General features: G+C 65.7%; 18 protein-coding genes. 6 read left to right on the top strand and 12 right to left on the bottom strand.

Going from position 1 to position 19374, the window contains the following annotated elements; all coding sequences use genetic code 11:
- Positions 1-55 precede the first annotated feature (55 nt).
- Together ACLD02_RS09735 and ACLD02_RS09730 are read left to right on the top strand one after the other, a co-directional pair.
- Positions 56-1345, top strand: coding sequence for a dicarboxylate/amino acid:cation symporter (locus ACLD02_RS09735; RefSeq protein ID WP_410298576.1), 1290 nt, complete (start codon positions 56-58; stop codon positions 1343-1345).
- Between the two features lie 2 nt (positions 1346-1347).
- Positions 1348-2154 (top strand): SDR family NAD(P)-dependent oxidoreductase, encoded by an 807-nt coding sequence (locus tag ACLD02_RS09730; RefSeq protein WP_203101218.1) that lies wholly within the window; start codon positions 1348-1350, stop codon positions 2152-2154.
- A gap of 69 nt (positions 2155-2223) precedes the next feature.
- On the opposite strand, the gene ACLD02_RS09725 is transcribed toward ACLD02_RS09730, so the two are convergent.
- Complete coding sequence (locus ACLD02_RS09725; protein ID WP_410298575.1) at positions 2224-2733, bottom strand: DUF2505 domain-containing protein; 510 nt, start codon at positions 2731-2733, stop codon at positions 2224-2226.
- Between the two features lie 109 nt (positions 2734-2842).
- Between ACLD02_RS09725 and ACLD02_RS09720 the strand changes: the two genes are divergently transcribed.
- On the top strand, positions 2843-4024 hold the full coding sequence (locus ACLD02_RS09720) for a saccharopine dehydrogenase family protein (RefSeq protein WP_410298574.1): 1182 nt from the start codon (positions 2843-2845) through the stop codon (positions 4022-4024).
- A 9-nt stretch (positions 4025-4033) separates the two neighbouring features.
- Here the strand turns inward: ACLD02_RS09720 and ACLD02_RS09715 are convergent, their stop codons facing one another.
- A complete protein-coding gene (locus tag ACLD02_RS09715) occupies positions 4034-4888 on the bottom strand; it encodes an alpha/beta fold hydrolase (RefSeq protein WP_203101204.1) in 855 nt (284 codons plus the stop codon).
- On the bottom strand, positions 4878-5717 hold the full coding sequence (locus ACLD02_RS09710) for an alpha/beta fold hydrolase (protein WP_410298573.1): 840 nt from the start codon (positions 5715-5717) through the stop codon (positions 4878-4880). Before ACLD02_RS09710 ends, ACLD02_RS09715 begins: the two co-directional genes overlap by 11 nt.
- 146 nt (positions 5718-5863) lie before the next feature.
- On the opposite strand from ACLD02_RS09710, the gene xthA reads away from it, so the two are divergent.
- On the top strand, positions 5864-6688 hold the full coding sequence (gene xthA / locus ACLD02_RS09705; protein WP_410298572.1) for an exodeoxyribonuclease III: 825 nt from the start codon (positions 5864-5866) through the stop codon (positions 6686-6688).
- Positions 6685-7695 carry an ion transporter gene (locus tag ACLD02_RS09700; RefSeq protein ID WP_203101196.1) on the top strand — a complete coding sequence of 337 codons (1011 nt, stop codon included), beginning with the start codon at positions 6685-6687 and terminating at the stop codon, positions 7693-7695. The genes xthA and ACLD02_RS09700 overlap by 4 nt, the downstream gene beginning before the upstream one ends.
- A 5-nt stretch (positions 7696-7700) precedes the next feature.
- Here ACLD02_RS09700 and sixA read toward each other — a convergent pair whose 3' ends face one another.
- The 5 genes from sixA to ACLD02_RS09675 form a co-directional block, all read right to left on the bottom strand.
- Positions 7701-8162 (bottom strand): phosphohistidine phosphatase SixA, encoded by a 462-nt coding sequence (gene sixA / locus ACLD02_RS09695; protein ID WP_410298571.1) that lies wholly within the window; start codon positions 8160-8162, stop codon positions 7701-7703.
- Positions 8159-9190, bottom strand: a complete 1032-nt coding sequence (locus tag ACLD02_RS09690; RefSeq protein ID WP_410298570.1) for an NAD(P)H-dependent glycerol-3-phosphate dehydrogenase — start codon at positions 9188-9190, stop codon at positions 8159-8161. The genes sixA and ACLD02_RS09690 overlap by 4 nt, the downstream gene beginning before the upstream one ends.
- 123 nt (positions 9191-9313) lie before the next feature.
- The gene (htpG, locus tag ACLD02_RS09685; RefSeq protein WP_410298569.1) at positions 9314-11185 is read right to left on the bottom strand and encodes a molecular chaperone HtpG; all 1872 of its coding nucleotides are present in this window, start codon (positions 11183-11185) and stop codon (positions 9314-9316) included.
- A gap of 95 nt (positions 11186-11280) precedes the next feature.
- A complete protein-coding gene (locus tag ACLD02_RS09680; protein ID WP_410298568.1) occupies positions 11281-12180 on the bottom strand; it encodes a TIGR01777 family oxidoreductase in 900 nt (299 codons plus the stop codon).
- Positions 12177-13736, bottom strand: a complete 1560-nt coding sequence (locus ACLD02_RS09675; protein WP_410298567.1) for a hypothetical protein — start codon at positions 13734-13736, stop codon at positions 12177-12179. Before ACLD02_RS09675 ends, ACLD02_RS09680 begins: the two co-directional genes overlap by 4 nt.
- A gap of 359 nt (positions 13737-14095) precedes the next feature.
- Between ACLD02_RS09675 and ACLD02_RS09670 the strand changes: the two genes are divergently transcribed.
- On the top strand, positions 14096-14332 hold the full coding sequence (locus ACLD02_RS09670) for a PA3496 family putative envelope integrity protein (protein ID WP_203101181.1): 237 nt from the start codon (positions 14096-14098) through the stop codon (positions 14330-14332).
- A gap of 99 nt (positions 14333-14431) precedes the next feature.
- Here the strand turns inward: ACLD02_RS09670 and sucD are convergent, their stop codons facing one another.
- From sucD to odhB, 4 genes are all read right to left on the bottom strand, one after another.
- The gene (gene sucD, locus ACLD02_RS09665) at positions 14432-15307 is read right to left on the bottom strand and encodes a succinate--CoA ligase subunit alpha (protein ID WP_203101175.1); all 876 of its coding nucleotides are present in this window, start codon (positions 15305-15307) and stop codon (positions 14432-14434) included.
- Positions 15304-16473 carry an ADP-forming succinate--CoA ligase subunit beta gene (sucC, locus tag ACLD02_RS09660; protein ID WP_203101173.1) on the bottom strand — a complete coding sequence of 390 codons (1170 nt, stop codon included), beginning with the start codon at positions 16471-16473 and terminating at the stop codon, positions 15304-15306. Before sucC ends, sucD begins: the two co-directional genes overlap by 4 nt.
- A 99-nt stretch (positions 16474-16572) precedes the next feature.
- Positions 16573-18015 (bottom strand): dihydrolipoyl dehydrogenase, encoded by a 1443-nt coding sequence (gene lpdA, locus ACLD02_RS09655; RefSeq protein ID WP_203101171.1) that lies wholly within the window; start codon positions 18013-18015, stop codon positions 16573-16575.
- 88 nt (positions 18016-18103) lie between these two features.
- Positions 18104-19366 (bottom strand): 2-oxoglutarate dehydrogenase complex dihydrolipoyllysine-residue succinyltransferase, encoded by a 1263-nt coding sequence (gene odhB, locus ACLD02_RS09650; protein ID WP_203101169.1) that lies wholly within the window; start codon positions 19364-19366, stop codon positions 18104-18106.
- Between the last annotated feature and the right edge of the window lie 8 nt (positions 19367-19374).

Genomic DNA, 19374 nt, shown 5'->3' with positions numbered 1-19374 from the left:
GGGTTCCACCGGGTCTTTAAGCTTGCCGGTTCCTACCGGCGTGAAGGGCCGCTGAATGAAATTACATCACCAGATTTTTCTGGCCATGGTGCTGGGCGGTCTGGCCGGCGCGGTCACCTCCGAAGGCACCCGGCTGCTGGGCCTGCCGTTGCTGCCCGCCTACGACCTGGTCGGCGAGTTGTTCATCAACGCCTTGAAGATGGTGGTGGTGCCTCTGATCACCACGGCGATCATAAGCGGCATGATCAATGTCGGCGACGACGACAACCTGGGTCGTCTGGGCGCCAAGACCGTGGTGTTCTATCTCGCCACCAGCCTGATCGCCATCCTGGTCGGGCTGGTGGTGGTCAACCTGATCGTGCCCGGCGTCATCGACGGGCAACCGGCCAAGGATCTGCTCGGCCTGGCCAAGGAAACCGACCAGGCGCTGCAAAGCATCGAGGGCCGTGGCGCGGCGGACTTCACGGAGATCCTGCGCCAGCTGCTGCCACCGAATCTGTTCCAGGCCGCCGCCGAGACCCAGATGCTGGGGCTGATCGTGTTCTCCCTGTTCTTCGGTTACTTCCTGCGCACCCTGGGCGGCGCCCCCGGCGAGCACCTGCGCCAGACCGTGGAAGGCATCTACCAGGTGGTGCTGCGCATCACCATGGTGATCATCCGCTTCGCGCCGCTGGGCGTGTTCGGGCTGATCGCCGCCACCGTGACCCGCACCGGGCTGGACGCGGTGGAGCCGCTGGCCCTGTTCTTCATCACCGTACTGCTGGCCCTGGGGCTGCACATGTTCGTGGTGATGCCGCTGTTGATCCGTTTTCTCGCCAAGCGTTCACCGTGGCGCCACCTGCAGGCCATGACTCCGGCGCTGCTCACCGCCTTCTCTTCCGCCAGTTCGGCGGCCACCCTGCCGCTGAGCATGGAATGCGTGGAGAAACGCTCCGGAGTGTCCAACCGCACCGCCAGCTTCGTACTGCCGCTGGGCGCCACCGTCAACATGGACGGCACCGCTCTGTATGAATGCGTGGCGGCGATTTTCATCGCCCAGGCCTACGGTCTGGATCTGAGCCTGACCACCCAGTTCGTGATCGTGCTGACCGCCCTGCTCACCTCCATCGGGGTGGCCAGCATCCCCGCCGCCAGTCTGGTGGCGATCACCGTGATCCTGGGCGTGATTGGCCTGCCGGCGGAGGCGATCGGTCTGATTCTGGTCACCGACCGGCTGCTGGACATGTGCCGCACCGCCGTGAACGTGTGGGGCGACAGCGTCGGCGCGGTGCTGCTGGCGCGCAGCGAGGGCGAGGAAGACGTGCTGCGCTCGCCGATGCGCGAGCTGGACGCGGACCCACTCTGAAAATGAAGGGCCATCCCGTGATGCTGATCACCGGCGCCGCCCACGGCCTGGGCCGGGCTCTGGCCGAGCGCGCCGTGGGCGATTACCGGGTCGCCCTGCTGGACCGGGAGGAAGCCGCCGGCCAGGCGCTGACCGAGCAACTGCGTCAGGCCGGCGGCGAGGTGCTGTTCCTGGCCGCGGATGTAAGCCGGGAGCGGGACCTGCGCCAGGCGGTGGAACGCATCCAGCGGCGCTGGGAGCGCCTGGACGTGGTGATCAATAACGCCGGGCTGGCCGCCGCCGGGCCCTTCGAGGCCCTGGACGAGAGCGGCTGGGATCAACTCTGGCGGGTCAATGTCATGGGCGCGGTGCATGGCTGCCAGGCCGCGCTGACCCTGATGAAGCGCCAGGGCCACGGCCATCTGGTCAACGTGGCGGCCCTGGCCGGCATCACCGCGCCACCGGGCATGGCCGGCTACGTGGCCTGCAACGCCGCCCTGATCCGTCTCAGCGAGGCCCTGGCGGCGGAGCTGTCGCCGCTGAATATTCACGTCTCGGTGGTATGCCCGGACCTGTTCCCCAGCGAATTGGGCCGCCGCATGCCGGCCGCCGATGCCCTCAGCCGGGCGCGGCTGCAGCGGGCCCTGGAGCGGGCGCCGGAATCCGCCGGCGCGGTCGCCGAACGCATTCTCCAGGCGCTGCCCGGGCGGCCGCTGCATATTTTTCCACAGCCGGAAGCGAAACGGGCCTGGCGCCGCAAGCGCTGGCGCCCGCGCTGGTTCGTGAAAAAGATGATGGAGCAGGCCCGGCGGCTGCGCCGCCATTCCTAAGGCGCCTCTGAATAACGCCTTACGTGCTCAGCGTGGCCTGAAGTGCGCAAGGCGTTATTCAGAGGCTCCTTAACCGGCGTCGTGGTGCTCCTCGATGTAACGGATGGTGTGGCGGTAGTCCCCCTCCAGGGCCTGCTCGAAGCGTTCCGCGATCAAACTCTCCAGCTTGCGGCCCACCAGCGGCACCGAGGATTTCACCGCCACCCGGGTGCTCTGCAACGCCTGGTCACCATCCTGGCGCAGGGTCATGGTGCCGCCCACCTTCACCGGCACATGGCCGAGCACGAAGCGGTACTCCGCCTGGTAGCCACCGCTGGCCGGGTGCCAACGGAATTCGGTGGTCAGTTCCGCCTGCTCGGGCAGAAACTTGCGGGCGAAGCCCGGCACCTTGTCCAGGCGGATCGCCATGGGCTGCACGATGCGGATCAGGAAGCCGTCGCCTTGGGGTTCGAAGGCCTCGAAACGGTAATGCTCCACCCTTCCCCAGGCATAGCGCTGTTCGAAAAACGCCTTGCTGGTGAGAATCGCGTACAGCTCTTCCACGTTCACCGGATAGCGGCGTTCGACTTTCTCTTCCATATTCTCTCCCGAATGCAAAACCCGGGCGGTACGGTCATGGGCCAGCCCGGGCCGGCAACGCTACACTGCCGTCACTGCCAATGCCACTTCCCCCCTTCAAGGAGGCTCCATGGCCGCATCCCGCCCCTACGCGGTGGTCCTGTTCGGCGCCACCGGCTTCACCGGTGGACTCACCGCCCACTATTTATCCCGCCATCTGCCCTCCGGCACCCCCTGGGCCCTGGCCGGTCGCGACCGCGCCCGTCTGGAACAGGTGGCCGCCGGCCTGGAGGGCGCCGCCGACGCCCCTGCCCTGCTGCAAGCGGACAGCGGCGACCCGTTGAGCCTGGCGGAACTGGCCGCCCAAACCCGCGCCGTGGCGACCACCGTCGGCCCCTATGTACGTTATGGCGAGCCGCTGGTGCGTGCCTGCGTGGAGCATGGCACCCACTACTGCGATCTTACCGGCGAACCGGAATTCGTGAATACCCTGATCCCGCGCTATCACGAGGCGGCGCAAAAAGCCGGCTGCGCCATCGTCAATTGCTGCGGATTTGATTCCATTCCCTACGACGCCGGGGCCCTGTTCACCGTGCGGGAGCTGGAAAAGGCCCACGGCGGGCGCCTGAACGCTCCGGTGACGCTGGAAGGAGCGGTGTCGTTCTCGGGCTCCTTCTCCGGCGGCACCTGGCACTCCGCCCTGGAGGCCTTCGCCCGGCCCCGGGCCAACCGCGACCGGCTGCGCGATGCCCAAAGCCGGCTGCAACGGTGGTACCCGCGCCCGGTGGGGGCCCTGTCAATGCGGCCGCGCAAGGACGACGAGCTGGGTGGCTGGCTGGCGCCCATGCCGACCATCGACCCGCTGGTGGTGATGCGTTCGGCGCGGGCCATCGAGGACTACGGGCCGTCGTTCCGTTACGGCCACTATCTGGTTACATCCAGCCTGCCCAAGCTGGTCGGCGGGGCCGCCGGCGTGGGCGGCCTGGTGCTCGCCGCGCAGATCGGCCCGCTACGCCGCCGCCTGCTGAAAAGCCGCCCCGCCGGAGTCGGACCGGACCCGGCCACCCGGGCCCGGTCCTGGTTCCAGGTACGGTTGCGGGGCCGTTGCGGCGACACCGAGGTGCGTTGCCGGGTGGCCGGCGGCGACCCCGGTTATGACGAGACCGCCAAGATGCTCTCGGAAACGGTGATGGGGCTGGCGCTGGACACCACGCCACCGGATCACACCGGCGTGGTAACGCCGGTGATGGCTTTGGGCGATCGCCTGATCAAGCGCCTGCAAGCGGCGGGCATGGTGTTTGAGCGGGAATGACGCTGGACGTCAGCCCAGAAACTTCCGCACCTCGGCGGCCACCGGCGCCGGGTCGTCCATGTGCAAATGATGGCGCCCGGGCAGGCGGCCCACGGTGACATCCTCCAGCCAGTCGATGCGATGATCGAAACGGCCATCGCCGCCAAGCCCCTGCTCGCCCATCAGCAGCAGCGTGGGCGCCACGATGGCGCGCACGAAGCCTTCCACCTGCTCCTCGGTGAGGCGCAGCGACGAGGTCAGACGCAGGCGTGCATCGGTGCGCCAGGTCCAGCCCTTCGCCACCCGTTCCAGGCCGCGCTCGCAGAGCAGCCGGGCGGAGCTTTCGGCGAGCCCGCCCAGGGCGGGCAGGCGCGCGGCGACCGCCTGTTCCGGGTCCTGGTAGACCGGCTTGCGTTTCTCCCCCAGGGTGAGCATCTGGTTGATCGCCTTGCGCAGGGTCTCCGGCGCGTCCTTGGCGGCAGTGGCCGGCGGCCCCAGCCCCTCGATCAGCACCAGCCTCTCGACCCGCTCCGGGAAGGTGCCCGCGAACAGGCAGGCGACCCCGGCCCCCATGGAATGTCCCATCAGGATGAAGCGCTCCCAGCCCAGCTCGTCGGCCACCGCCAGTACGTCGCGCACGTGGTCCACGTAGTGGGTGGCCTGGTTGGGCGGGCGATGATCGGAGTGGCCGTGGCCGGCGAAGTCCAGCGCCACCAGGGGCCGGCCCAGGTAGCCCGCCAGGGGCTGAAACGAGGCCGCGTTGTCGAGCCAGCCGTGCAGGGCCAGCACCGGCAGCGCGTCGCCATCGTCGCCGTCCCACTGCAGGCCGGCCAGGGTTTGCCCGAAGGCGGTGAAGCGTCGTTCGCGGGGAGTTTCAGCGCTCATCGGCGGTCTCCCGATGCCGGGCACCGAGCAGATCGTCGAGAATGCCCAGTACCTGGGCGGCGGTCTGCTCCGGGCGTTCCAGCGGGTACATGTGGCTGCCCGGGGCGAACAGCCGCTTCATGCGGTGACGGCGGGCATGGCGGGCGCCACCCTGATGGAACAGTTTGGGGGATTGCTCGCCGGTGACCAGGGCGCCGGGCACCTTGAGACGCGGCAGCGAGGTGACGCCGGTGGGCGTCTCGCGGAACACCGCCACCTCCACCTCCGGGCGGAAGCGCAGGCGCCAGCCGTCACCGTGACGTTCCAGGCCGTGCTCCAGGTAATGCTTCAGCGAGCGCGGATCGAACGCCTTGAACAGGCCCCGGGAGTTGAAGTAGCTCTCCACGTCGTCCCAGGTGGCCCAGTAGTCCAGCCGGCCCTTGCTCTTTTTCGCCGGCGAGAAACGGTCACCCAAGCCGGTGGCCTTGGCCAGCCGGTAGACCAGCCCCTGGGGGCCGTTGGCCACCGGCGGATCGAGCATCACCAGGGCCCGGAACCAGTCCGGATGACGGTGCGCCACCCAGAACATCAGCACCGAACCCATGGAATGGCCGAGGCCGATGATGGGTTTGGGCAACGGCTCCAGGAAGGCTTCCAGTTCCAGGCTCAGGCTCTCCCAGTTGCCGTCCACCGGATAGCGGGGGTCCTGACCCAGGCATTCCACCACACGCACGTCATAGTGTTCGCGCAGCGGGTCCAGAAAGGTGTCGTAGCTGTGGCCGGGGATACCATTGGCGTGGGCGAAAGCCAGCACCGGCTTGGCGTCGGCCAAAGGGGCCGCGTCGTTCATTGCCTCTCTCCTCGAAACCGGGCGACGCGAAAACGGCGGCGTCGCCACGAAAACGCCGATGATACCTTTCCCGTCGGTCAAACTCATTTACCGATTCGCTCAGCGGCCGGTCCGGTGGTGTACAATGCGCCGCAAACGGAGGTGATATGACGCTGGTTTCATTCAACATCAATGGCATTCGCGCCCGTCTCCATCAATTGGAGACACTGCTCGACAAGTACCGCCCCACCCTGGTGGGCCTGCAGGAAACCAAGGTCCAGGACAGCGAGTTCCCGGAACAGGCGGTGCGCGACATGGGGTACCACCCCTACTATTTCGGCCAGAAAGGCCATTACGGCGTCGCCCTGCTCACCCGCGAGCCGCTGGAGGCGGTGCGCTACGGCTTTCCCGGTGACGACGAGGACGCCCAGCGGCGCATGATCATCGGCCGCCTCAAGGACGCCGGAGGCGCGCCGCTGACGGTGCTCAACGGCTACTTTCCCCAGGGCGAGAACCGCGAGCATCCGGTCAAGTTCCCGGCCAAGCGCAAGTTCTACGAGGACCTGCAGCGCTACCTGGAGACCGAGCACGACCCCGCCGAACAACTCGCCGTCATGGGGGATTTCAATATTTCCTCCACCGACCGCGACATCGGCATCGGCGAACAGAACCGCAAGCGCTGGCTGCGCGAGGGAAAGACCAGCTTCCTTCCCGAGGAACGCGACTGGTGGCAACGGCTCACCGACTGGGGCCTGGTGGACACCTTTCGCCACCGCTATCCGGACACCGACGACGTGTTCTCCTGGTTCGATTACCGCTCCCGGGGGTTCGAGCGCGACCCGCGCCGCGGCCTGCGCATCGACACCGTGCTGGCCACGCCGGCGTTGCTGGAACAGCTCAGCGATACCGGCATCGACTACGACATCCGCGCCATGGAAAAACCGTCGGACCACTGTCCGGTGTGGAGCCGGTTCGATAACCTGCCCTCATGAGCGTTCATGTCCACCTGAAAAAGCTGCGCCCCGGCCTGGATTCCCTGGGTTTCCTGATCGACGTCCTGATGATCCTGCTGGTGGTCGTCAATCTGTCGTTGATTCTGTTCGACTGGGTGTTTCGGGTGGACAGCGTGCAGGAACTGCTGCGCGCCTGGGTGCCCGGCTTTTTCAGCGTCTACAAGGAGCAGGTGCACGCCAACTTCTTCGAGATTGATCTGGCGTTCGTCACCGTCTACCTCACCGAGTTCGTGATCCGCTGGGCGGTGGCCATCGGCCGGCACACCTATCACCGCTGGTTCTTTTACCCGTTCGTGCACTGGTACGACCTGCTTGGCTGCATCCCGGTGGGCAGTTTCCGCTGGCTGCGGGTACTGCGCGTGGTAAGCCTGATGTTCCGCCTGCAGAAACTGGGCGTGGTGGACTTCCGCGACACCTACATCGGCCGCTCGGTGATCAAGTACTACGGCATTCTGGTGGAGGAAATCTCCGACCGGGTGGTGATCAACGTCCTGGAGGGGGCGCAGCGGGAAATCCGCACCGGCGGCCCGATGATGCATCGCATCGAGCGCGATGTGCTGGCGCCACGCCGCGAGCAACTGGTGGATTACCTGGCCGGGCGCATCGCCGACGCCACCCGGCGCAGCCATGACCAGTACCGCGACCGGCTCTCCGACTACCTGGTCTATCTCACCGACGAGGCGGTGCACCGCACCGCCGCCGGGCGCCGCCTGGCGGCGATTCCAGTGGCCGGCCCGCGCGCCATCGACCTGCTCGGCGATACCGTGCGCGACGCCGGTACCGCCCTGGTGGATCAGTTGGTGGAGGATATCGGTTCACCGGCCAACCGGCCGCGCCTGGACGCGCTCATTGATGACCTGCTCAGCGCCAGCCACGGCGGCACCGAACAGCTCAACGAAATGGTCAAGCAGACGCTGCTGGAAATCCTCGATCACGTGAAGGATCAGGTAGCGGTGCAGCACTGGAAGGAAGAAGAACGGGACTGAGCCGCTTAACCGGGCGAGCGCGTCCACAGCAGCCGCGCGCCACCGGGCGCCGCTACCTCCACGTCCAGGGCGGCCACGCTGCCGACCCGGAACGCCGGTCGGGCGCCAGGGTCGCCGATCCAGGCAGCGGTAAGCAGCGACACCAGCGGCATGTGGCTGACCAGCACGGTGTTGTCCTGCTCCGGTTGATGGATCAGCCAGTCCAGGAATTGCTCGGGACGGGCCTCCGGCACCAGATAGCCACAGGCTTGCTGGTCCATGCCGCCGAACGCCCGGGCGATGCACAGGGCGGTCTGCTGGGCTCGCCGGTAAGGGCTGGCGATCAGCCGTTCCATGCGTACGCCTTCCTCGCGCAGATCCTGCCACAGGGACATCACTTCCAGACGACCCCGCTCGGTGAGCGGGCGTTCCGCGTCGGTGGGTGCCTGGGCCACGGCTTCGCCGTGGCGGCACAGATAGACTCTCAAGCCGTGCCTCCGTGAAAGCTGAATTCCACGTCATGCTTGTGCTCGCCACTCATCAGGCGGGCAATCATGGTGTTCAGCGGCTTGTCTTCGTGGATGATCTCGTAAAGAGCGGTGGCCAGGGGCATGTAGACGTTCAGTTCCCGGGCGCGGGTGGCCACCAGACGGATGGTGTTAAGGCCCTCGGCGGTCTGCCCCAGTTCCTGCAGGGCTTCGTTGAGATCACGACCGCTGCCCAGGGCATGCCCCATGCGGTAGTTGCGCGACAGTGACGAAGAGCAGGTAGCGATCAGATCGCCGACCCCGGACAGCCCCAGGAAGGTCAGCGGATTGGCGCCCAGTTCCACGGCGAAGCGGCTCATTTCCGCCAGTGCCCGGGTGAGCATGAAGCTGCGGCTGTTTTCGCCAATGCCGATGGCGGCGGCCATGCCCGAGGCCACCGCATAGATGTTCTTGAGGGCGCCCCCCAGTTCCACGCCATAGATATCCGGGTTGTCGTAAACCCGGAAGTAATCGCAGCTGAGCGCTTTCTGCACGGTCTGGCAAAGCGCTTCATCGGGGCTGGCGATGACGGTGCCGGTGAACTTCCGTTCCACGATCTCGCGAGCCAGGTTGGGGCCGCTGAGCACGCCGATGCGGGTGTGGTCCCACTCACGCTTGAGCACCTGGCTCATGAGCAGAAAGCCATCCTCGTGGATGCCCTTGGTGCAACTCACCACCAGGGTCCCTTCCGCGACCATCGGCCGCGCCTGACGCAACACCTCAACGAAGGCGCTGGAGGGCACCGCCACGAACACCAGATCCGCCCCTTCCAGCACCGCTTCGAGCTGCTCGGTGGCCTGCACGCCCTCGGGCAACGACTGACCGGGCAAATAGCGCGGGTTCTCACGGTCCTCGTTGATGGCGGCGGCGGTTTCCGGATCACGCACCCAGAGCCGGGTGTGGTGGCCGTTCTCGGCCAGGATACTGGCCATGGCGGTGCCGAAACTGCCGCCGCCGAGGATCGCGGCGGTGTGTTTGTTCTGCTCCATGGGCGGGCCCCCAATCGGTGCCCGCGCCGCCGGCGATGGCGGACGCGGCGCGCGGAAAATTTTGGGCATCATAGGACCTGTTGGCGCAAAATGCGATGGCCGCGCCGGAGCGCGGCCGGCGCCTCAGGTGCGTTCGGCGTGCTCCTGAAGCAGGCGGTTGAGTCGACGGGCGGTGGCCGCCGGGTCCTTGGGCAGTTGCCCCTCGGCAAGCAGCGCCTGATCGAGCAGGGATTCCGCCATTTCCGCGAAGTCCTCCGGGTCCTGGATGTTCTGCAGGCGCTCCAGCAACGGGTGCGACAGATTAACCTCCAGGGCCGGCTTGCTCTCCGGCACCGGCTGGCCGGCGGCTTCCAGCATCATGCGCATTTGCGGGCCCAGTTCGTCCTCGCCGAGCACCAGACAGGCCGGCGATTCCACCAGCCGCCCGGTGGGACGCACCTCGGCCACGCGTTCGCCCAGGGTCTCGGTAAGACGACCGATCAGCGGGTTATCCTGCTGCTCGGCCTTGGCCTCTTCCGCGCGGTCGTCCATGTCCAACTGCCCCCGGGCGGCGTTGACCAGCTTCTTGCCCTGGTACTCGTCCAGATAGTTGACCATCCACTCGTCGACCCGACCGGTGAGCAACAGCACCTCGATGCCTTTCTTGCGGAAAACTTCCAGGTGCGGGCTGTGGCGGGCGGCCTCCAGGTTGTCGGCGAGCAGGTAGTAGATCTTGTCCTGCCCCTCGGCGGCCCGCTCCAGGTACTGATCCAGGGACACGGCGCCGGGGGCGGTGTTCTCGGTGGACGGGAAACGCAGCAACGCGGCGATCGCCTCGCGGTTGTCCGGGTCCTCGCCAATACCTTCCTTGAGCACCTCGCCGAACTGGCTCCAGAAGGTAGCGTACTTGTCGTCGTCACCGGCCAGTTTCTTGAGCATCTGCAACACCCGCTTGGTGAGCGCGGCGCGAATCTTGCGCACCGGACCATGGTCCTGCAGCAGCTCGCGGCTCACGTTGAGCGGCAGGTTGGGCGCGTCGATCACGCCCTTGATGAAACGCAGATACAGCGGCAGGAACTGCTCCGCATCGTCCATGATAAACACACGCTGCACGTACAGCTTAAGGCCCCGGCTGGCTTCCCGGTGGTAGAGATCGAACGGCGCCCGGGCGGGCACGTACAACAGGCTGGTGTATTCCAGGTTGCCTTCCACCTGGTTGTGGCTCCAGGTCAGGGCGTCCTGGAAATCATGGCTCAGGTGGCGGTAGAAATTCTGGTATTCCTCGTCGCTGATGTCCTGACGGGAACGCTGCCACAGGGCGGTGGCGGAGTTCAGGGTTTCCCATTCCCCCTCCTCGCCGTCACCGGCCTCGGCGTTCTTGGCCATGCGGATCGGGAAGGCCACGTGATCGGAGTACTGGCGCACGATGGCGCGCACCCTGTGCTCGTCGGCGAATTCCCTGGCGTCGTCACGCAGGTGCAGCACCACGGCGGTACCACGCTGCTCGCGCTCCAGGGTTTCCACGGTGAACTCGCCCTTGCCGTCACTCTCCCAGTGCACGCCCTGGTCAGCGGCCTCGCCGGCGCGCCGACTGAACACCTCGACCCGGTCGGCGACGATGAAAGCGGAATAGAAACCGACGCCGAACTGACCGATCAGCTGAGCGTCCTTCTGGCGGTCGCCGGTGAGGCTGGCGAGGAATTTTTCGGTGCCGGAGCGGGCGATGGTGCCCAGGTTCTCCACCACTTCCTCGCGGTTCATGCCGATGCCGTTGTCGGCGATGGTCAAGGTGCCGCCGTCCGGGTCCACGGACAGGCGAATCCAGGGATCGCCCTGCCCTTCCATCAGGCTGTCATCGTCCAGGGCCTGGAAACGCAGCTTGTCGCAGGCGTCGGAGGCGTTGGAAATCAATTCGCGCAGAAAGATTTCCCGGTTGCTGTAGAGGGAATGCACCATCAGGTGCAGCAGGCGGGATACCTCCGCCTGAAAACCACGGGTTTCGCGGTCATGACTCATCGTTGTTGTCTCCAGCGGAATTCATGGTTCGGCTGGGGCAAAGATAGGCCCGCGCACGCGGATTTCAAGAGGGGCCGCCGGTCGGGCGGTCCGGTTCAGCCGGCCAGATCGGCCAGCGCGTCCGGCAGGTAGGGGTAGCGGAACGCGAAGCCCTGGTCTTCCAGACGGCGCGGATAAACCCGCTGACCACCGAGCAACAGACCGGCCAGCTCGCCAAGGGTGAACCTGAGCAAGGGCGCCGGCGCCACCCAGGGCGCCGGGCGATGGGCGGCGGCGGCCAGGGCGCGGTGGAAATCCCGCTGGGTCACCGGATGCGGGGCGGTGGCGTTGAACACCCCTTCCACGCCCGGAGTTTCCAGCGCCCGCTCCAGGATGGTGACCATGTCCTCGATGTGAATCCAGCTCAGCCACTGGCTGCCCTTGCCCAGGCGCGCCCCCAGCCCGAGCCGGTATACCGGCCAAAGCCGGGCCAGCATGCCACCGTCGCGGCCCAGCACGATACCGGTACGGATCACGCACAGCCGCATGCCCAGGGCAACGGCGTCGCGGGCGCGCTGCTCCCAGGCGTCGCACAGGCGGTAGCCGAAGTCCTTGCGGCGCGCCGAACTGTGCTCGGTGAGCTCGGCGTCGCCGGCATCGCCGTAGAAGCCCACCGCCGAGCCGTTCACCAGCACCTCCGGCGTATGCCGCAGCCGCCGGGCCAGGGCGATCACCGCCGCCGTGGTTTCCACCCGGGAGGCCATCAGACGATCCTTGCGGGGCGCCGTCCAACGGCCCGCGAACAGGTTTTCCCCGGCCAGGTTGACGATGCCGTCGATGACTTCCTCATCGTCGATTTCGTCCAGCGAGGCCACCAGCCGGGTATCCGCCGGCAGCAACGGCCGGGCCTTCTCCGGCCGCCGGCTGAGCACGATCAGACGGTGGCCGCCGGCGGCCAGACGAGCACACAGAGCGCGACCGATGAAACCGCTGCCACCGGTGATCAGCACCTTCATTGCACCTCCTCGATCGTATCGATCTCGGTGAGCGGGAAAAAATACTCCATGCTGCCGCTCCCCATGGGCACCGCCAGGGTCACGCGACGGTCGTCGGCGGCCCGCAGCAAGCCGGTGCGGCGATCACCATCGGCCAGGGTCACCGTCACCCGGCGGCCCACCAGGCCGGCGTAATCGCCATCCGGTGTCGCCGGGTCGTTGACCGGCGTGGCCGGCCCGCTCGCCGCCCGTGGGGACGCCGGCGACGGGTCGTCCTCCCCGGCCCGGGGCCAGGACAGCCGGGTCCCGTCGGCCAGGCGAACCGCCCGCAGGCGTTCCTTACGAAGAGTAATTTCCGCCTCACCGGCCCCCAGGGTCAAGCGCAGCCAGAGACGGTCCTCCCCGACCCGGGACAGCAGACCGCGAGTGGCCTCGCCGTCCGAGGCGATCACCGTGACACTCTGCCCGGTGTAACCGGCCAGTGCCGTGAAAGCCGGCAACCGCCGCTCCGGTTCCCGCGCCGGTGAGGGCGCCTCGGTGACCGAACCGGACGCCGGACGGTCCTCTCCAGCCTCGCTGAGAAGCCGGGATTCCATGCTGCCCGGCACCACCGCCCAGCCCACGCCCCCCTCCTCCAGGGTCATGCGACGCCGTTCCACGGTACCATCACGGAGCACCACCCGGGCCTGCACCTGGCCTTCGCTGGCGGCACGGCGCAGGTTCACGTTCTCCACCACGATGCGCTGCACGGCGCCGTCCGGATACTGGGTAAGAAGCTGCTGACGGGCCACGTAGGCCAGGGTGTCCGGATGATCGAAGGTCAGATCCACCTTGCCGTCACGGTAACGCAGATGATCAGCGTGGGCGGTGAAGTCACCCACCAGATAACTGCGGTCCCGATCCGGCAGCACCAGTTGCAGGGCACCACTGAACTGCCCCTCGCCGAGCGGCGCCAGAGCCAGCTCCAGGCGATAGCCATCGTGGAAAATGCGGGTTTCCGGGTAACTGCCACCATCCGGCGTCCAGGACAGATGCACCGGCGGCGCCCCGCTGTCCGCCGGGTCGATGAGCAGGGTGCGGCGTTCCTCGATGCGGTCCGCGTCCCAGTCAAGCAACACGCTCACCGACAGATCAGGCAGGAAACCCTCACCCTGCTGAACACTGAGCACGCCATTGATCAGGGTGACCCGGGGGCCGTCCAGACGTTCGCCGTGCAGACGGCCGGCGAGCGGCCGGCCCTCCCCCCGCACCATCAACAGCGACGCCTCCGGTGAGCGCGCGAAAGAGGGGGCGGCGGAGCCCTTGGCACCGCTCAGCACCGGCCCCGGCACCGAAGGCACCAGCACCTGATGCTGCACATAGAACAGCCCCAACCCGGTGGCCAGGCAAACCACGCCCAGCACCCGCAGCAACGCCAGCGCCCCGTAGGCATCCCAATGCTCCTGAACCTGCCGCCAGCCGGCCAGCGGCATCATGAACAGCAACGCACTGTGGCCACGGAACACCGCCTGCCTGACCAACCCCACCGTGGCCATGATCAACATGCTGCCCCCGGCCACCACAAGCCATTCCGCCATGTTGTTGTCGTCTCCCCACCGCGCGACGGCCAACCACGCCGCCATCAAGCACTCAGCTTACAAAGGGGGCCCGGCGCAATCCACCGTTTGAGCGGCGCGATGGGCACCGGCTGGCCGGGGTTTGACGGTGGTCACACCCGCACCGGACAGGCAGCCCGGATGGCCGTGACCACAAGCGCTTTTCCGGTCATCGGATTTCATCAAAAAATGCTTGTCTGGACGAAAATCAGACGTTATATAGGCGCTGAGGTGATCAGGAAAACGACCGGCGACGAAGGCACTCAGCACCGCGCCGCCCGGTTCGGCTCCTTGGCACCCGGTTGTTTAAGGCCGTTCCCCATTTCCTGAAGGAGGCGACCATGAGTAACCGACGCGCTGAGACAGACTATGAGTCGGATGAACTACTGATGAATGATGACTATGAAGTGGATGACGATCTGGAAGAGGATGTCCAGGAGGAAAAGGCGGCCCGCGCCCGCGGCTTCAATATGGACATGCGCCATCGTATCGAGGATCGGCTGGAGGAACGTCGTCTCAAGCGCGAGCTGAACGACTACGAGTTCTTTGGATTGGAGGACGACGACGTCCTTCATTAGCCATATGGAAGGGATTCCTGATTTGGAAAATCGCGGCTGAAGCCGCGAACAAAAAAAGCCCGCCGGATGGCGGGCTTTTCATGGTGACGAAGGTCCGGCTTACCAGCCGGTGGCCTTCTTCACGCCCTCGCCGATTTCGGCGGGGTTGCGAACGGTGACCACACCGGCCGCTTCCAGGGCGGCGAACTTCTCGTCCGCGGTGCCCTTGCCACCGGCGATGATCGCGCCGGCGTGGCCCATGCGTTTGCCCGGAGGCGCGGTGACACCGGCGATGTAGCTGACCACCGGCTTGGTCACGTGCTCCTTGATGTAGGCAGCGGCTTCGTCCTCGGCGGTACCGCCGATTTCACCGACCATCACGATCGCTTCGGTCTGCGGATCGTTCTGGAACATTTCCAGGGCGTCGATGAAGGTGGTGCCCGGGATCGGGTCGCCGCCGATGCCGATGCAGGTGGACTGACCGTAACCCAGTTTGGTGGTCTGGTTGACCGCCTCGTAGGTCAGGGTGCCGGAACGGGACACGATGCCCACCTTGCCCGGCTTGTGAATGTGACCGGGCATGATGCCGATCTTGCACTCACCGGGGGTGATCACACCGGGGCAGTTCGGGCCGATCAGGCGCACATTGCCCTTGCGGACGATGTATTCCTTCACGTACAGCATGTCCAGGGCGGGGATGCCCTCGGTGATGCAGACGATCAGCTCGATGCCCGCATCGGCGGCCTCGATGATGGAGTCCTTGCAGAACGCCGCCGGTACGTAGATCACGGAGGCGGTGGCGCCGGTTTCCTTGACCGCGTCGGCCACGGTGTTGAACACGGGCAGGCCCAGATGGGTCTGGCCGCCCTTGCCCGGGGTCACGCCGCCGACCATTTGCGTACCGTACTCAATGGCCTGCTCGGAGTGGAAGGTGCCCTGGCTGCCGGTGAAACCCTGGCAGATCACCTTGGTGTTCTTGTCGATCAATACGCTCATTTGGCACCTCCCGCGGCTTTCACCACCTGCTCGGCGGCGTCGTCAAAACTCTTGGCGGCGATGATGTTCATGCCGCTGTCGGCCAGCTTCTGGGCGCCCAGTTCGGCATTGTTGCCTTCCAGACGCACCACCACCGGCACTTCGACGCCCACTTCTTCCACGGCGCCGATGATGCCTTCGGCGATCAGGTCACAACGGACGATACCGCCGAAGATGTTGACCAGAACCGCTTGCACCTGGTCGTCGGAGAGGATGATCTTGAACGCTTCGGTGACGCGCTCCTTGGTGGCGCCACCGCCCACGTCCAGGAAGTTGGCGGGCTGGCCGCCCTTCAGCTTGACCAGGTCCATGGTGCCCATGGCCAGGCCGGCGCCGTTGACCATGCAGCCGATGTTGCCTTCCAGGGCCACGTAGTTCAGTTCCCACTCGGCGGCGCGACGCTCACGCTCGTCTTCCTGGGAGGGATCTTCCAGGGCCTTGATGTCCGGGTGGCGGAACAGCGCGCTGCCATCCACGTTGATCTTGGCGTCCAGGCAGTGCAGATCGCCCTGCTCGGTGATCACCAGCGGGTTAACCTCGATCAGCGCCAGGTCCTTGTCGTCGAACAGTTTGGCCAGACCGGTGAAGATCTTGGCGAACTGACCGACCTGCTTGCCTTCCAGACCCAGCTGGAACGCGATCTGACGGGCCTGGTAGGGCTGCGCGCCGACCAGCGGGTCCACTTCCGCCTTGAGAATTTTTTCCGGCGTTTCCTCGGCGACCTTCTCGATTTCCACGCCGCCCTCGGTGGACGCCATGAACACCACCCGGCGGGTGGCGCGATCGAGTACCGCGCTCAGGTACAGTTCCCGGGCGATGTCGGTGCAGGTTTCCACCAGAATCTTGGACACCGGCTGACCATGCTCGTCGGTCTGGAAGGTAACCAGGCGCTGGCCCAGCCACTTCTTGGCGAATTCCGCCGCTTCCTCGGGGCTGTCGACCAGTTTCACACCGCCGGCCTTGCCGCGGCCACCGGCGTGTACCTGGGCCTTGACGACCCATTTATCGCCACCGATTTCCTTCGCCTTGGCGGCCACCTCTTCAGGGGTGTCGCAGGCGAATCCCGTGGAAACCGGCAGGCCGTAATCAGCAAACAGCTGTTTAGACTGATACTCGTGGAGATTCATGCCTTAACTTCCATCAAAATGTCTGTGAATAGCGCTCCCGCGCAGAGTCGGGGCCGTTCGGGCCCCCGCTCCGCGTGGGGCCCGTTTCTTTCGCGGGCCCTACTTCTTACGACGGCGTTGCGCCACGTGAATGGCTTTGTAGTCCGTGGCCAGAGCGGCTTCGTGGACGGTCTCGGACAGGCTCGGGTGGCCGAACACCATCAGCTGCAGGTCTTCGATGCTGGCGCCAAATTCCATGGCTACAACACCTTGCTGAATCAGCTCGGAGGCCTGCGGGCCAAGCACATGCATGCCCAGCACCCGGTCGGTCTTCTCGTCGACCACGAATTTCACCAGCCCGGCGGCTTCGCCGGCGGCCAGTGCACGGCCATTAGCGGCGAAGGGAACGGCGCCAACCTTGTACGGTTCGCCGGATTCCTTCACCTCTTCCTCGGTTTTACCCACCCAGGCCACTTCCGGATGGGTATAAATGACGCCGGGCACGGCATCGTAATTCACCTGGGTATGTTCCCCGGCGATCACCTCCGCCACCATCACGCCCTCTTCGATGGCTTTATGAGCCAGGGCGGGACCGCGCACCAGATCGCCAATGGCATAAACGCCGGGCACATCGGTACGGCACTGGTTGTCCACGTAAATGAAATTACGCTCATCCAGGGTGACACCGGCGTCCTGACTAAGCAGGCCCTCGGTGTAGGGACGGCGGCCCACCGCCACGATCAAACGATCGAAGGTTTCCTCGTGCTCTCCGTCTTTGTCCGTATAGGTGACACGCACGGAATTTTTGTTTTTCTTGGTAGCAGTGACCCGGGCACCGAGTTTGATGTCGAGTCCCTGCTTGGTGAAAAGCTTCTGGGATTCCTTGGCGATCTGCTTGTCCACCGCGGGCAGGAAGGTATCCACCGCTTCCAGCACGGTGACCTGGCTGCCCAGGCGCGACCACACACTACCCAGCTCCAGACCGATCACGCCGGCGCCGATCACACCCAGTTTCTTGGGCACGGAATCGAACTCCAGGGCACCGGTGGAATCGACGATGATCTTCTGATCCACCTCGGCGGGCGGGATCTCCACCGGCACCGAGCCGGCGGCCAGGATCACGTTGTCCGCTTCCAGGGTCTGCTCGTCACCGCCCTCGTTGGGGGTGAAAACCACCTGTTTGTTGGCTTTGAGCTGGCCGGTGCCCTGCAACCAGGTCACCTTGTTGGCCTGGAACAGGGACGCCACGCCGCCGGTGAGCTGCAGGACCACTTTGTCCTTGCGCTCCTGCATGGCCTTCACGTCCAGATCCAGCTTGCCCACCTTGATGCCGTGGTCGGCGAAGGCTTCCTCGGCCTCGTGGTATTTCCAGGAGGAATCCAGCAGTGCCTTGGAGGGAATGCAGCCCACGTTGAGGCAGGTGCCACCGAGGGCCGGTTTGCCCTGTTTGTTGATGCGTTTCTCGATGCAGGCGGTTTTGTAACCCAACTGCGCGGCGCGGATCGCGGCCACGTAGCCGCCCGGTCCACCGCCGATGACGATGACGTCGTATTTGTCACTCATAATAAATCCCTTGGTTCACTATCACGCTTCACGCTGGCACGCCGCCCATTGCGTGTCAGCGTGCAGGCGTGGGGCGTGCCGGCGTTCACTATATGTCCAGCAGCAGCCGGGCCGGATCCTCGATGAAGTTCTTAACGGTGACCAGGAACTGCACCGCTTGCTTGCCGTCGATCAGGCGATGGTCGTAGGACAGCGCCAGATACATCATCGGCAGGATTTCCACCTTGCCATCCACGGCCATGGGCCGCTCCTGGATCTTGTGCATGCCCAGGATGGCGGTCTGCGGCGGGTTGAGAATCGGCATCGACATCAGCGAGCCGAACACGCCGCCGTTGGAAATGGTGAAGGTGCCGCCGGTCATCTCGTCGATGGACAGTTTGCCCTTCTGCGCTTTCTGGCCGTAGTCGATGATCTGGGATTCCACTTCCGCCAGGCCTTTCTGGTCGGCGTCGCGAATCACCGGCACCACAAGACCACGCTCGGTGGACACCGCCACGCCGACGTCGTAGTAGCCGTGGTAGACCACGTCGTCACCGTCGATGGAAGCGTTCACTTCCGGGTAGCGCTTGAGCGCTTCCACGCAGGCGCGGGTAAAGAAGCCCATGAAGCCCAGGCGCACGCCGTGGGCCTTCTCGAATGCTTCCTTGTAGTTCTTGCGCATCTCCATGATCGGCTTCATGTTGACCTCGTTGAAGGTGGTCAGCATGGCCGCGTTCTGCTGCGCGGACACCAGCCGTTCGGCGATGCGCTTGCGCAAGCGGGTCATGGGCACGCGGCGCTCTTCGCGCTCGCCGGGCTCCGCTTCGGGGATCGGAGCCGCCTTCGATTCGGCGGAGGAGGAAGCCGGCTTCTCCTGGCGGTTGGCCAGGGCCTTCTCCACGTCTTCCTTGGTGATGCGACCGTCGCGGCCAGTGCCTTTCACGTCACCGGCGGACAGGCCATGCTCACTCATCATCTTGCGCGCGGCGGGGCCGGCCTGGGCATCGTCGTCACCGCCCTTGTCGTCGGCCTGGGGCGCGCTCTCGGCGGCGGCTTCCTGCTTGCCGTCGTCCTTGGCCTCGGCCTTGCCCTCGTCGCTGCTTTGTTCCTGTTTGGCGCCGCCGCTGGCGCCGCTACCGGCTTCCAACTGACCCAGGATTTCCTGGCTCTCAACGGTCTCGCCTTCGTCCTTGAGGATCTTGCCCATCACGCCGTCACTGGGGGCCACTACCTCGAGCACCACCTTGTCGGTCTCGATGTCCACCAGCAGTTCGTCACGCTTGACCGCCTCGCCTTCTTTCTTGTGCCAGGTGGCCACGGTGCCGTCCGCCACGGATTCCGGAAACTGTGGGGCCTTGATATCTGTCGCCATGCTGATTC

Origin of the sequence: Alloalcanivorax sp. C16-2, from assembly GCF_046507615.1 — a bacterium.
In the GTDB taxonomy this organism is placed as follows: domain Bacteria; phylum Pseudomonadota; class Gammaproteobacteria; order Pseudomonadales; family Alcanivoracaceae; genus Alloalcanivorax; species Alloalcanivorax marinus_A.
This window is presented reverse-complemented; position numbering and strand designations above follow the sequence as displayed.